The 13,435-nt window shown below is 35.8% G+C and carries 15 protein-coding genes; 10 read left to right on the top strand and 5 right to left on the bottom strand.

The annotated features are described in order from the left end of the window. Window positions 1-175 precede the first annotated feature (175 nt). Together JNUCC52_RS05195 and JNUCC52_RS05190 are read left to right on the top strand one after the other, a co-directional pair. Window positions 176-874: a nuclease-related domain-containing protein gene (locus JNUCC52_RS05195; protein WP_337981609.1), complete on the top strand. Its 699-nt coding sequence runs from the start codon at window positions 176-178 to the stop codon at window positions 872-874. A 260-nt stretch (window positions 875-1,134) separates the two neighbouring features. Next, window positions 1,135-2,328 carry an MFS transporter gene (locus tag JNUCC52_RS05190; protein WP_337981608.1) on the top strand — a complete coding sequence of 398 codons (1,194 nt, stop codon included), beginning with the start codon at window positions 1,135-1,137 and terminating at the stop codon, window positions 2,326-2,328. 70 nt (window positions 2,329-2,398) lie between these two features. Here the strand turns inward: JNUCC52_RS05190 and JNUCC52_RS05185 are convergent, their stop codons facing one another. Continuing rightward, window positions 2,399-3,643, bottom strand: a complete 1,245-nt coding sequence (locus JNUCC52_RS05185) for a ferredoxin reductase family protein (protein ID WP_337981607.1) — start codon at window positions 3,641-3,643, stop codon at window positions 2,399-2,401. Between the two features lie 182 nt (window positions 3,644-3,825). Here JNUCC52_RS05185 and JNUCC52_RS05180 point away from each other — a divergent pair, with 182 nt between their 5' ends. Next, on the top strand, window positions 3,826-4,314 hold the full coding sequence (locus JNUCC52_RS05180) for a metal-dependent hydrolase (protein WP_172771009.1): 489 nt from the start codon (window positions 3,826-3,828) through the stop codon (window positions 4,312-4,314). 98 nt (window positions 4,315-4,412) lie between these two features. Here the strand turns inward: JNUCC52_RS05180 and JNUCC52_RS05175 are convergent, their stop codons facing one another. Further along, window positions 4,413-5,234 carry a squalene/phytoene synthase family protein gene (locus JNUCC52_RS05175; RefSeq protein WP_172771010.1) on the bottom strand — a complete coding sequence of 274 codons (822 nt, stop codon included), beginning with the start codon at window positions 5,232-5,234 and terminating at the stop codon, window positions 4,413-4,415. A gap of 267 nt (window positions 5,235-5,501) precedes the next feature. Between JNUCC52_RS05175 and JNUCC52_RS05170 the strand changes: the two genes are divergently transcribed. The 5 genes from JNUCC52_RS05170 (at window position 5,502) to JNUCC52_RS05150 (ending at window position 8,588) form a co-directional block, all read left to right on the top strand. Further along, window positions 5,502-6,236, top strand: coding sequence for an SDR family NAD(P)-dependent oxidoreductase (locus JNUCC52_RS05170; RefSeq protein ID WP_172771011.1), 735 nt, complete (start codon window positions 5,502-5,504; stop codon window positions 6,234-6,236). 435 nt (window positions 6,237-6,671) lie between these two features. Then, window positions 6,672-7,508 carry a type II pantothenate kinase gene (gene coaW / locus JNUCC52_RS05165; protein WP_172771012.1) on the top strand — a complete coding sequence of 279 codons (837 nt, stop codon included), beginning with the start codon at window positions 6,672-6,674 and terminating at the stop codon, window positions 7,506-7,508. A 204-nt stretch (window positions 7,509-7,712) separates the two neighbouring features. Further along, window positions 7,713-7,937, top strand: a complete 225-nt coding sequence (locus JNUCC52_RS05160; protein ID WP_172771013.1) for a hypothetical protein — start codon at window positions 7,713-7,715, stop codon at window positions 7,935-7,937. 17 nt (window positions 7,938-7,954) lie between these two features. Beyond that, window positions 7,955-8,095: a hypothetical protein gene (locus JNUCC52_RS05155; protein ID WP_172771014.1), complete on the top strand. Its 141-nt coding sequence runs from the start codon at window positions 7,955-7,957 to the stop codon at window positions 8,093-8,095. Between the two features lie 169 nt (window positions 8,096-8,264). Further along, window positions 8,265-8,588: a DUF3889 domain-containing protein gene (locus JNUCC52_RS05150; RefSeq protein WP_172771015.1), complete on the top strand. Its 324-nt coding sequence runs from the start codon at window positions 8,265-8,267 to the stop codon at window positions 8,586-8,588. Between the two features lie 29 nt (window positions 8,589-8,617). On the opposite strand, the gene JNUCC52_RS05145 is transcribed toward JNUCC52_RS05150, so the two are convergent. Beyond that, window positions 8,618-9,172 (bottom strand): DJ-1/PfpI family protein, encoded by a 555-nt coding sequence (locus JNUCC52_RS05145; RefSeq protein WP_337981606.1) that lies wholly within the window; start codon window positions 9,170-9,172, stop codon window positions 8,618-8,620. 249 nt (window positions 9,173-9,421) lie between these two features. Between JNUCC52_RS05145 and JNUCC52_RS05140 the strand changes: the two genes are divergently transcribed. Beyond that, window positions 9,422-9,820, top strand: a complete 399-nt coding sequence (locus tag JNUCC52_RS05140) for a MarR family winged helix-turn-helix transcriptional regulator (RefSeq protein ID WP_337981605.1) — start codon at window positions 9,422-9,424, stop codon at window positions 9,818-9,820. Between the two features lie 5 nt (window positions 9,821-9,825). Then, window positions 9,826-11,016, top strand: coding sequence for an MFS transporter (locus JNUCC52_RS05135; RefSeq protein WP_370635717.1), 1,191 nt, complete (start codon window positions 9,826-9,828; stop codon window positions 11,014-11,016). Between the two features lie 211 nt (window positions 11,017-11,227). Here JNUCC52_RS05135 and JNUCC52_RS05130 read toward each other — a convergent pair whose 3' ends face one another. Both JNUCC52_RS05130 and hmpA read right to left on the bottom strand, forming a co-directional pair. Then, a complete protein-coding gene (locus JNUCC52_RS05130) occupies window positions 11,228-11,854 on the bottom strand; it encodes a C40 family peptidase (RefSeq protein WP_172771018.1) in 627 nt (208 codons plus the stop codon). A 193-nt stretch (window positions 11,855-12,047) separates the two neighbouring features. Further along, a complete protein-coding gene (gene hmpA, locus JNUCC52_RS05125) occupies window positions 12,048-13,256 on the bottom strand; it encodes an NO-inducible flavohemoprotein (protein ID WP_337981604.1) in 1,209 nt (402 codons plus the stop codon). Window positions 13,257-13,435 lie beyond the last annotated feature (179 nt).

The raw sequence follows: 13,435 nt of genomic DNA, 5'->3' as shown, positions 1-13,435 counted from the left end.
TTAAATCACTTTATGAAATCGTCGAGTTTTTCATGCTATGTAAATAAAAAATACGCGTTTTTTAGAAAATATTGGTATAATTGTGTAATGAATGATTTGTGCTTTGACTTCGTGAACTAATTGAGGGACTTAAAAAATAAAGACTAAAAAACTTATTATGAGGAGGGAAGAATTTGTGTACATTATTTTCTTGCTAATAGTCATTTTAATGGCCATATCAATTATTTATTTTAAGCAAAAAAACTATCGAGTAAGCATTTACTATGCACTAACGAAATACAGCCTGTTTAACGTAATATTTGATAAAGGAAAGTATGGAGAGTATTTAACATCACGTATAATAGAAAAGTATGCTTTAAAAAGCCATAAGCAATTATTTAATGTGTATATTCAAAAAAAGAATTCAAATGATTGGACGGAAGTGGACTTACTTTATATAGATCGGACTGGTTTATACGTAATAGAGTCTAAAAACTATAGCGGTTGGATTTTTGGCAATGAAAATCAAAGCCAGTGGACACAAACAATGCCTAATAATAAAAAATTTAAATTTTACAATCCAATACGTCAAAATGCTACCCACATGAGAGCAATTCAAAATTTTTTAGGACTACCAGATGATGCTTTACATTCCGTTATTGTTTTTAGTGAGCGTTGTCAGTTAAAGAAAATTGAGGTACAGTCTGAAAATGTACATGTGTTAAAGCGAGACAATGTAAGGCATTTTATAGAAACCCGCAATCAATCAGGTAAGCCAATTTTCACACAAAGTGATATTGAAGCCATTTATACGAAACTACTACCACAAATGCACGTAACAGAGGTGGTAAAAGCGCAACACCTTCAAACCATTCAACAGAAATATAAAAATTAGTACTGATTTTTTGATAATAAAAAGGCATAAGCTTTTCAACAGAATTACAAATACATACAAAAATTAAGATAAATCTAATTCCCCCAAGATTTATTTGTTAGAGAAAAGGAGGCAAGTTTGCATGTGTAGTCCAATTTAAAATCCCCCATTTTAATGATTTTTATTTCGTGAAAAATGGGGGAGGCAAGTATACATGAACAGTCCAATTTAAAAATCACCCATTTCAATTAAGCTAACTTTTTGAAAATGGGGGATTGTTTATGAAATTGGGTAGAAACTTTTCATTATTATTAATCGGTCAATCACTGGCAAATATAGGTGATGTTTTATATATAGTGAGCATTATCCATTTAATTTACATTATAACGGAATCGGCTATTGCAGCCTCCTTTGTACCATTTACAATTGCTTCGTCAATGTTTGTATCAAGTATTTTGACGCCGCTTTTGTTTGAAAAGGTGAATTTAAAATGGTTAATGGCAGGTTCTCAAATAGGAAAGACATGTTTATTATTTTTATTAGGGCTACTGTTGTATGTAACAACAGCAACTAATTTTTACTTGTTGTTTATTGTCATAAGTATGATTGCATTTCTCGATGGCTGTGCGAATCCAATAAGACAGACATTGGTTCCGCATTATGTACAAGAAGAACAATTGTTGAAGGCAAATGGCATTGATGAAGCGGTAACGCAATTTATTCAAACAGTTATGTGGTTTGTAGGCAGCCTATTTTTACTTTTTCTAAGTTCCCAACAAGTAGTTTGGGTAGTAGGCTGTTTGTTTATAATAGCCAGTATCGTCTTATGTTTGTTAGAAAATGTTGATCATCAATCATTTACCCAACAAGGGAAACTAACACAAGTTATAAAAGGCTGGAAATTACTTTGGCATACTCCAGTGTTAAGAAGGGTTGTTTGGATCGATTTTCTTGAGTCAATCGCTGGTACAGTTTGGATTGCTGCAATTATATTGGTATTTGTCACAGATGCTTTACAAGTTGACGAGCAATGGTGGGGCTTTTTGAATGGCACATTTTTTGTAGGGTTAATAACAGGAAGCGTTTATTGTGTTAAATATAACGCCTTTATTGAACGGCAATTAGCGCAAGTAATGTTTGTTGGTTCTTTGTGTATGTTTATTGCAACGATTTTGTTTAGCGTAAACACTATTCCAACTATCGCCTTATTCCTAACTTTTTGTGTTGGCGTTTTTGGACAAATAAAAAGCATCCCACAACATACAGTTATTCAAAAAAGTGTTCCAAAAGCAGAACTGTCCTCTGTATTTACCTCTTTAAGTGCTATTTCAACTGGTGCGTTTGGCATTTCTTCTCTCATGATGGGGATTATTGCTGATGTTATAGGGGTAAGAGCAGTGTTTACGATATCAGGTCTATTACTTGCTGTCGTATGTGTCATCATAGTGAAAAATAAGCATTTGTTTAATCGCTAAATGAGGCGAATGAAAACAAACGAAAGAGGCTACCATCCCTACTAATGGATGTAGCCTCTTTTTTTGATTTTTATTTAAATTTAAAGGCTTCATAGTTGATGTCGATAGCGCTATAGTTGGATTTAAAATGCTTGATGAAGTGCTTCACCATTTTCTCAGGTCCACACAAAAAGATGCTCGTATTTACGGGCACTGTATATTGCTTGAAAGTAAGTCTATCCATAGTGGTCGTATCAATAAAATTAACCTTAAAATGTGTATTGTTTTCTGCGTAATTTTGTAAAAAATCTTTATAGATAGCATCATGTGGCCCGTGGAATGTATAAAATAATTCAATTTCTCGATCGGTAGGATGCGCTTGTAAATATGATAAAAAAGGTGTAATACCTATACCACCAGCTATCCATATTTGCTTTTGATGTCCTTTGTCAAAGTTTAGATGACCGTAGGGGCCTTCGATGGCTACTTGTGTACCCACTTGTAATTTTGTATTAACCTCTTTCGTAAAATCGCCAAGTGACTTAATTGTTACAAAAATTTTTTGACCATCTCCACCTGAAATTGAGAAGGGGTGTGGTGCTTTTTCGAATCCTGTTTGGAATATTTTTATAAAAATATACTGACCAGCTCGATAAGAAAGTTTTTGATCTAAAGTAAATTGTATTTCAACAGCATTCCCACCCTTTTTTTGAATACCTGTTACTTTCCCTGTGTGTTTAAATTGCATATCCTGATACATTGAAAGCATATATAAAGCGGACATTGTCCCTATAGTGGCCGTTATCGCTGTAAAAATGGCTAGTGGTGTTGCTTGAAATAAATTATATTTGCTAGAAAAATAAGCATGGTACAGACCTAAAGCATATGGAATAAGCAATAGACGGTGAATAAATCGCCATTGCTCATATTTCAGAAATTTTGCAAGTAGTGCAATGGCAATTAAAACGATAAAGCCATATTGTGCAAGCACACCAAGTTGCTTTGCTAATTCTCTGAACGGAGTTTCTAACCCATTTTCCTTTTGTGGTAACATGCCCTGTAACTGGCTGTGTAAAATTACTAACCCTAACGATAGAATCGCCAAATACTTGTGATATTTATAGACATGTTCTAAGCCGCAAAACCATCGTTCGAGAATCTTACTTCGTGTTGATAATAAAAATACAAGGAAGAACCCTGTAATCGCCAAGCCACCAACAATATGGCTAATCCTATTTAACTCACTGATTGTTTCAATCGGCGTGGCACAATACCAAAGTAATGCACTCCCAATCATAGTAATGAAAATAAATAGCAAACCTTTATATGTTTTCATAGTTACCTCCAGTAGTCATTTTTCTCCGTTCGACCTACTAGATATACACTTGTTTCATATTTTTTTAATTAGCATTAACATCACAAAAAAATAAAACGTATGTTTGGAATGTATGTTCTCTTTTGGAGAATAATATGTTACATTAGGAAAGTGAAATTTCAATACATAGAGAGGAAGTCATTATGCAAGGGAATACACACATCGTTGGAGGCATCACGGCTAGCCTTGCTTTTGCTCAAATTTCAAATGATAATCCATTCGTATTAGTTGGAGCGGGTGTTATCGGTGCTTTACTTCCCGATATTTGCCATGGCGGAAGTAAAATTGGGCGGACATTTCCCATTATCTCAAAAATTGTTAATAAGCTATTTGGACATCGCTCCTTTACACATAGTTTACTGTTTTTGTTTCTTGTAGCAACACTGTTACACACAATAATCCCGTATGAATCGATTATTGTAGGGATTTTACTCGGCATGATAAGTCATATTGTTCTCGATATGGGGACGAAACAAGGGGTGAAGCTATTTTTCCCGATAAACTTGTCAGTGCGCTTGCCATTAACAACAAAAACTGGCGGAAAAGTAGAAAAGGTCGTCTTTACATTGTTATCGGTCCTTGCACTTTATTTCAGTTATGAGCTAATTAATCGGTTCATTAGCGTTATTTGAACAACAAAGCCCTTGTGTGAATTTTCTCAACACAAGGGCTTTTAAATTTTTATAAATTGTAGTGAATTGTGCGAATTGTTTCGGTGTCAGGCACCGCGTTAATCCGCTTGAACTTCTTCTACTGTTTGCTCTACTTCAGCGCGCGTCATTTTTTCACGGCCATCTTGCATTGCTTTTAATGTTTTATGTGCTAAAGCAAGGGGAAGACGACAGAACAATAAAATCGTACGCTTATTGATTGCCTTCATATATAAATCTGCTTTCGCTAGATTTTCCTCAGCGTAGGCAAATAAATCTTCACGTGTCCAACCGTCTGGCACAAAGCTTACACCACGCTCGTCTAAATCTTCATGCTGATTACGTAAAATATTGACGGCTTGTAGTCCACGACCGTAACCAATTGCTAAGTCGCGATCTGTTTGAACGTCCGCACCCCATGCCCATAACTCTGACAACATTGTCCCAACGAGCCCTGCAACATAGTATGTATAATCATCCAAATCTTCACGTGTATGCACTTGCCAGTTTGCTTTTGCCCATTTGGCCATACCAAATGCCATTTCACTTGTGGATGCTTTGACAATTTCTCGAGAGCCATCTGGACAAAATGTTAACCAATCCGCTAAACGAAGGGAAACTTCGGGTAATTGTTCAGCATATGGAGCTAATAAAGCATTATAGGCTGCTGCATCGAAGTCATTTTTTAATAATTCACTTGTGGCGGAAAGTAAATCGAATTTTACATCATTCGAAAGTTCTTCATGGTCTTCGATTTCGTCAATAGCACGCATCGCTAAATATGCCGCAGCAACTGACATTTTTAAATCATTTTTTAGAAAAGTAATCGGTATATAAAATGTGCGACTCGTTTCTTTTAAAACTTGCATCGCTTCTTTATAAAGTGTTTTTTGATCTTTCACTTCTTTTTCCTCCGTTCAAATAGTCAAGCCTCTATGTATATCGTATCGCAAAAGTGAAGAAAGTGAAAACAGATTGTTCAAATTTCGTACATATTCTTTGAAAACGCTTCATAAATATGATAAAGTTTATTAGTAAACTATTTAAACCTATACAGTTTGATATATAACTGTATCCGTTTTAAAGAGCTAGGCGACTGTTAGTATTTAACTTACATAACAACGCTCAATACGCTTAGGCGAAATAGAAAAGAGAGGAAGTTTTTAAAAATGGGACGTTTAGACAACAAAATCGCAATTATTACAGGTGGCGCATCAGGAATGGGCGCTTCAATGGCAGAACTATTCACTAAAGAAGGCGCTATTGTAATTGCTGCTGATATTAACGAAGAAAATTTAGCTAAAATTTCTGAATTAGAAAATGTAGAAGGTATGAAATTAGATGTTTCTTCTGATGAAAACTGGGCTGAATTTACAAAAGCAGTTGTTGAAAAATATGGTCGTATCGATATTTTAATCAACAATGCAGGTATTTCTTCACAAAAATCTCCACAAGATATTACAGACCAAGATTGGGCTATTATGCACAAAATTAACTCATTTGGTCCTTTCTTAGGTATTAAACACGTTTCTAAATACATGAAAGAAGCTGGAAAAGGCTCAATCGTTAATACATCATCATACACTGCTATTATCGGTTCTGGCTTAAACTCATATACAGCTTCAAAAGGTTCTTTACGCGCAATCGCACGTGCTGCTGCAGCTGAATTAGGTAGATCTAACATTCGTGTAAATACTGTATTCCCTGGAGTAATTGAAACACCAATGACTGCTAACATCGGTCAATTTAAAGAAGCAATGGACATGTTAGTTCGTGCTACTCCAATGGGTCGTCTTGGACAACCAGAAGAAGTTGCAAATGCTATTTTATTCTTAGCATCTGATGAAGCTTCTTACATCACAGGTGGCGAGCTTGTAATTGATGGCGGATACTCTGCACAATAATTTAAGTTTTTTTAAAATTTGTTATATAGAAAAAAGAGTCGACTGTTTTGACAGCGGCTCTTTTTTACATAAAAAGTAAATATATGTTGGATTTATCTATTAATTATGCTATTTTTCATGTTTTTTTTCATGAAAGTTTGCCAAGTTATTGCACAATCATTTCAACAGCGGTAAAGTTTAGGAAGGGCGAATATTCAATTGCGCCTCGGCTTAATTATCGCTGACGTTTCGCTTTCGCGCAGAACCAGTGTGTCAGGATTTTGAATTGTGCATACACAATAAACTCCTTTCGAAATCCTTGACGATCGCCAGAGGCATGAACTTTAATCAGTTAGCGTTTTAGACACTCACTGAATAAAAGAGTAAACTAGTATTCATCTAACCATCTATTTAGGTAGGAAATTTTTCTACTGAATAAAGTTAAAGGAGAATGGTATGCCAAAGGCTATAGGTATTGATGCAGGCGGCACATTGACGAAGGTTGCCTACTTAGACGAGCACAACGAACTTGTTTTAACAACTTTTCCGTCAAATGATTTGCAGACTGTAATGGAGTGGATTAAAAATAATCCAGATATTGAGGATATTGGAGTTACGGGGGGACGTACAGAACAATTACTTGATGTCATAAAAACAATGAAATCGATTCATTATATAGTAGAATTTGAAGCTACATTGAAGGGTGTTCGTTTTTTACTAAATAAAGAAGGATATTTCTTCGAGCGTAGTATGATTACCAATATTGGAACGGGAACTTCCATTCATTACATGGAAGATAATACACATATTCGCGTTGGTGGTACAGGCGTAGGCGGTGGGACATTGATTGGATTGTCAGCGCTTACAACTGGAATTACGGATTACAATGAAATCCGTGAGATGGCTACTAGAGGTAATCGTGAAGGTGTAGATTTGCTTGTGAAAGATATTTATCAAGGCATGGATACACCAATTGATGGGCATTTGACTGCAAGCAATTTTGGTAAGGTCGGTATTACGGAGGAAGTGAAACATCCTCCAGAGGATATCATTGCGACTGTCCAAGGTCTTGTTGGTGAGGTGATCACGACACTAAGTATTCAATATGCCGAAGAAAAGAATGCACAGCATATCGTTTATATCGGCTCAACGCTTAGTCATAATGACCACTTAGCACATGTCATTGCCAATTATACACGCACGAAAAAGCATACGCCTGTATTTATTAATGACCACGGTTTTTCAGGTGCAGTCGGTGCTTTACTAAATATAACTGAATATACAATTGTCTAAAGGACAAATAAAAATGTACATTACTAATGATGATTGGTGATGTACATTTTTTCTATATAAAACGTAGTAGGCGCAACCTTTTTGTTGATGAATTTTAGTGTTTCTGCCTGTGAATTTTACCATTGTTTCTTCTCCCATTGAAGTTTTCCCCAAAGCATAATTCCTTCTCTCCTGAGCAAATTACAAGTAGGAGGTGAAGATGCTATGGGCAATAGAAATAACAAAAACAGTAAAAAAACAATGAATGCTAGAACCCACAATCCTTTTGGAACTTACAAAAGTAAAGATTTAGATGACAGTAACAGTAATAATAACAATCCTAATGATAATCTAAACGAAGAATTCAGTGCGGAATTTGATGCCAAAGCGAAAAATAAAAACAATAAAACGAATCATGATAAAAATCAACAATCGAATAAAAAGAGCTAAATTGGAGGGAGTTAGCAATGGCAAAGAAAAGTAAAACAAGCTTTAAAAAGAAAAAGAAGGAAGATACGCATAAAAGAAATGATCGGGAAGAATATTCGGCAGAATTTAATAAAGTAATTCATAATAACCCGCAACAACCAACAACAAAAAGACATTGAAATATGAGATGCTCCAAAGATAACATCTGGAGCATTTATTTTTTGTAGTTACAGCCAAGCTATACCGATAAATACATAATAAAAGTAATGCCATTTTCTTCAATTATGCTGCGAAACATAATGATTTTTTCTATGTTGTACAAACTATAAAAAGAAAGGAGCTCAAAATATGCGAAAATTACTTGTAGCATTTGGAATTTTGTTAATGTCTCAAGCTGTGCCGCTACACATTTTGGAAACACATGCTGAGGTAACGCCTGCCTATGCGAAGTGGGGAAAGCTTGCTATCGAAAAGACACAATCATCATACCCCAATTCGAAAATTATTGACTACTTGCATGAAGGTAGTGAATCAAATGCCGATGCAACCATTGAGAAATTTAAGCTTTGGTTAAAAGAGGGAGACAAAGAATTCGGTGTCTATGTAAGGATTAAGTATATAACTGAAACACAAAAAGTGTTGGATATTGAGCTTCAAGAAACAGCTAAATAGAGGATGCCAAATTGGCATCCTCTTCCTCTTTAAGCTTCTAATTTTTGAATAAATTCACGCATTAATCCAGGTAAATCAGGCCAAGCATGACCACTAACAAGGTTGCCATCTGTGTGCAGATTTGCTTCGATATACTTACCACCCGCAACTTGCACTTCTGGTTTGCAGGCAATATAAGCTGTGAGTTCACGTCCTTTAAGTACATCTGGAATGGTTGCAAAAATTTGTGCCGCATGGCATACAGCAGCAATAGGTTTATTTGCTTCAAAGAAATGGCTAACAAGCGCTGGCACATGCTCGTTTAATCGAATGTATTCAGGCGCGCGACCACCAGGGATAATTAAGCCATCATACTTTGTCGGATCAATATCTGCAAAGGCTACCGTCGCTTCTAAGCCATACGCTGGACGCTCAATATAGGTGTCGACACCCTCAACAAAATCATGACAAACCGTTTGTAATTTTTTTACTGACGGTGCGGCAATGGATACTTCATAGCCAGCCTCTAAACAGCGGTAATATGGATAGTAAATCTCCAATGCCTCTACTGCGTCGCCCGCGATAATTAGTATGTTTTTCCCCATGTTCCCATCTCCCTTTTTTAAATCTAGTAGCTGTATTCGACATTTATTGTAAATTACCTGCTAACACTGAGAAAAGCATTGAAGCACCATTAACCTTTGGAAATCGCCACGAAACGCACGAAACCAGTTGAAAACGCCAAAAATAATCAACCAATCGCTAATAAAAGCGAAAACAACTTACTTTACAACAGAAAAAATGAGGCGTATAGTATTTATTTAGCTAGGTAAATAAATAAGGAGAGTGATTATATGAATCCCGTTTTCCATGCTTTATTTCAAAAAAGTCGCTATTTAACAAATTGTTTGAATGAAGTATTGAAACAGCATCAGTTGTATAGCTCACAATGGACCATTTTATATTGCTTACATACACATGGTCCAATGACTTTGACTCAAATTTGGAAATATTTAAATGTCGAAGCGCCAAGTGTAACGAGAGCTATATCCAGGCTTGAAACGTTAGGCTGGGTGGAACGAATCGATGGAGAAGATAAGCGCGAAAAAATTGTAACTTTATCAGTAATGGCTGAGGAGCGTCTACCGACCATTACGGAAACGATATTAACGTTTGAGGAAGAAATGGTAGGGTCACTCACAGTAGAAGAGCAGACACAATTTATAAATCTATTGCAAAAAATGAAAGGTTGATTGAAGTGCAGCAAGAAGGCAACACACAAATATGGACGAAGCGGTTCATTAGTTTATTTGTAACAAATATATCGGTATTTTTTGTTTTTTATGGTTTGGTAACAACTTTGCCATTGTATGCGATCGGGGAGCTACACCAAACAGATAAAGAAGCTGGGTTACTATTATCAGGTTTCTTATTATCAGCAATTATAGTACGTCCGTTTTCAGGTAAATTACTAGATGTATTCGGCAAGAAAAAGCTTTTAGTCATTGCGATTATAGGTTATTTTTTATGTACGATATTATATTTATTTATTCATCCATTTGGGCTATTACTAGCTTTACGATTTGTACAAGGGATTTTCTTTAGTATTATTACGACAGCTGCAGGTTCTTTAGCGGCAGATATAGTACCTGTAAGTCGCAAAGGAGCAGGGCTAGGCTATTTTACAATGTCCACGAACTTAGCTGTTGTTATCGGTCCATTTATCGGACTACTCCTTATACAATATAGTAGTTTCAATGTATTATTTATCGTAATGAGTATTTGTGTTTTAGCAGGTGGTATTTTAGCTGTAACGATTAATACAGAAGATTTACCGAAACCTGAACATCAAGGAAAACTAACTTTTAAATTCAATGATTTATTTGAACGAAAAGCGTTACCAGTAGCGGCTATTGCCAGCTTAGTAGCATTTGCCTACGCTAGTGTATTATCATTTTTGTCAGTGTACGCGCAGCAAAAGGATCTCATGGCAGTTGCAAGTTTCTTCTATGCCGTGTTTGCGGCAGCTATGCTGATTACACGACCTTATACTGGTAAGCTTTATGATACAAAAGGGCCGCAATTTGTAATTATTCCTGGCATTATTTCGTTTGCCATTGGATTAATTCTCCTTGCAAATGTTTCAGGACCCGCGTTATTCTTATTTTCGGCAGTTTTTGTTGGATTTGGCTACGGCGCTGTAACAACAAGCTTACAAGCATTAGCTGTCCAATCAACAGCACATACACGTAGTGGCTACGCAACGGCAACATACTTTACAATGTTTGACCTTGGTATTGCCCTTGGCTCATATATATTAGGAATGGTTGCAGTGCAAGTAGGGTATGGATCTGTCTATTTAACAGGTGCAGGCGTACTAGCCGTTGTCTTTATCATATATTTACTACGCTTAGCAAAAATAAAATCGAAAAAGGTAGCACATATTTAGTAGGAAAAAATCATGGATAATCCTTGGAATCGCCGATAGCCTCGGGTAAATCGCCGATAGAGACTAGAAAATCGCCGATAGCCCTAGGCATATCGCCGATAAACCAATAAAAAGCGCCCATTACTATTGTAAAGGGCGTTTTTATTTTGGATTTTTTACGTAAATCTATAAAAAAAAGCAGTTAGGACATGCCTAACTGCTTCCTTATAAATTATAAACGGCCGTAACCTACAAAATATTTCTTCCAGTAGGTGCTGTTAATGTTAGCGATGCTAACGCCACCGTCACTTGCATTAATCATTTGGTTATTTCCGATATAAATACCCGCATGAGATATTCCAGCTTTATAAGTGTTAGCAAAAAATACTAAATCACCTACTTGCGGTGAACTTACTTTCTTCGCTGCAACATAAAAACCAGCTGCTGATTTACGGCTCGTTGAAATACCAGCATTATTATATACATATGTGATATAACCTGAGCAGTCAAAACCTGTGCTCGGTTTACTGCCTCCAAATGTATATTTTACACCTAATTGCTGTTTAGCAATTTGGATAAGGTTTGCTGGTGTTTTAGAAGGCGTGCTAGGCGCCTTATTAGCCGTGCTATTTAGCGTTAATTTTTGACCAACTCGAATATTTGAAGAAGTTAGGTTATTCCAACTCATCAAAGTTTGATAAGAGATGCCATTTTGAGTGGCAATCTTCCATAGGGAATCCCCAGATTTAACTGTATATGTTGCAGCTGATGCTGTGTCGATTGTTGAAAAAAGTACAGAAGAGCCTAAAGCTAATACTGCTAATTTCATCCCCCACTTATTTCGTTTTTTCTTTTGCATTATATGTATCCTCCTAAAAACATTAAAACGTATTACTTGGTACATTAATGATATTAACATGCTTATATTACAGTTCTATGTCAACAAAATAACATTAAGGATACAATTAAAATAATATTGAAGTAATTTATACAGAGAGTAAGACTTAAGTATCAAAAAACTAGCCTTGCGCATTGCAGGGCTAGTTCTTTTTTTATTTTGTATTTAATTGTAGAGCAGGACCGAAAAATTCATAATGAATTTGACTATCATCAATATTGCATTCATGTAAAGCGTTAATCGTTGTTTCCATAAATGGTGTTGGTCCACAAATGTACACTTGCGTATCTTTTGTTAAAAGAGGGCGAAGTACGTTCGCGTTAATGTACTCATTTTTTTCAGAGTATAACACTTTATGATGTGCATTACTGTCTTTTTTGAATACACTGAATAACTTGCTTAAACCTGTCGGGCCGTTTAATGCGTTCATTTTATTTTGAATGTCTTCATGGAAAGCAAGGACATGTTCATTACGTGCACATTGAATGAATGTAACGTTCTCTTTATTTTGAATCGTTTGTAACATAGCATTTAAAGGTGTTACGCCAATGCCACCACTAATGAATAGTACTGGTGCATTTGTTGCTTCATATGTGAAAACACCTGCTGGCGCACTAACGTCAATCGTTGTGCCTAGTGCAGCATCATGTAAAAAGTTAGATACTTTACCTTTAGGATTGTGCTGGCTTTCACGTTTCACAGAAATACGGAATTCTTGTTCATTACTTGGTTGAGATAAAGTATATTGACGATTTAATAAATACTCTTCACCTGGGGCAGTTACGCGAATTGAAACATATTGTCCTGGTTTATAAGCGGGTACTTTTGAACCGTCTGTTGGCTGTAAGTAGAATGATGTAACGTCATCACTTTCTTTTACAGTGCGAGCAATTTTGAACTGTTTAAATGCACGCCATCCATTATTTTGCTCTGCAGCTTTATATAAATCTTCTTCTACTGAAATAAAGATATCTGCAATTACGCCATAAGCTTTACCCCAGGCTTCGATAATTTCGTCAGTTGCTGCATCACCTAATACTTCTTTAATTGCTGCAAGTAAATATTGACCTACAATTGGGTAATGCTCAGGTAAAACCCCAAGACTTACATGTTTATGTGCAATTTGCACGACTACTGGTACGATTGGTTCTAAGTTATCGATATGCTGAGCAGCTGCATAAACTGTATTTGCTAAAGCGCCTTGTTGGCGACCTTGAGTTTGGTTTGTGTGATTAAAAATATTTAATAATGAAGGATTATCTTTAAATAAGTTGCTATAGAATGTTTTTGTAATGGCTACGCCGTGCACCTCTAATACTGGTACTGTTGATTTAATAACGTTAATTGTGTGTTGATCTAACATGTTGAACACGTCCTTTCGTGATTTACTATATTCCTAAAATATCTTTAAAGCAATATATAAAATACATCTTTAACAAAATGGACACAAACATGTATCTATAATACTTCTTTTGTTTGAACTTGCTGAGAAGCTATTGTTATATTATTTTGATATAAACAAAACGAGCGATAGAATATGGG

It is taken from the genome of Lysinibacillus sp. JNUCC-52 (genome assembly GCF_015999545.1).
In the GTDB taxonomy this organism is placed as follows: Bacteria; Bacillota; Bacilli; order Bacillales_A; family Planococcaceae; genus Lysinibacillus.
This window is presented reverse-complemented; position numbering and strand designations above follow the sequence as displayed.

Coding starts and splice junctions, on each gene's coding strand:
- JNUCC52_RS05180 (WP_172771009.1), top strand. CDS start 3,826: ATGCAAGGGAATACACACATCGTTGGAGGCATCACGGCTAGCCTTGCT.
- JNUCC52_RS05140 (WP_337981605.1), top strand. CDS start 9,422: ATGAATCCCGTTTTCCATGCTTTATTTCAAAAAAGTCGCTATTTAACA.
- JNUCC52_RS05145 (WP_337981606.1), bottom strand. CDS start 9,172: ATGGGGAAAAACATACTAATTATCGCGGGCGACGCAGTAGAGGCATTG.
- coaW (WP_172771012.1), top strand. CDS start 6,672: ATGCCAAAGGCTATAGGTATTGATGCAGGCGGCACATTGACGAAGGTT.
- hmpA (WP_337981604.1), bottom strand. CDS start 13,256: ATGTTAGATCAACACACAATTAACGTTATTAAATCAACAGTACCAGTA.
- JNUCC52_RS05190 (WP_337981608.1), top strand. CDS start 1,135: ATGAAATTGGGTAGAAACTTTTCATTATTATTAATCGGTCAATCACTG.
- JNUCC52_RS05185 (WP_337981607.1), bottom strand. CDS start 3,643: ATGAAAACATATAAAGGTTTGCTATTTATTTTCATTACTATGATTGGG.
- JNUCC52_RS05160 (WP_172771013.1), top strand. CDS start 7,713: ATGGGCAATAGAAATAACAAAAACAGTAAAAAAACAATGAATGCTAGA.
- JNUCC52_RS05170 (WP_172771011.1), top strand. CDS start 5,502: ATGGGACGTTTAGACAACAAAATCGCAATTATTACAGGTGGCGCATCA.
- JNUCC52_RS05155 (WP_172771014.1), top strand. CDS start 7,955: ATGGCAAAGAAAAGTAAAACAAGCTTTAAAAAGAAAAAGAAGGAAGAT.
- JNUCC52_RS05150 (WP_172771015.1), top strand. CDS start 8,265: ATGCGAAAATTACTTGTAGCATTTGGAATTTTGTTAATGTCTCAAGCT.
- JNUCC52_RS05130 (WP_172771018.1), bottom strand. CDS start 11,854: ATGCAAAAGAAAAAACGAAATAAGTGGGGGATGAAATTAGCAGTATTA.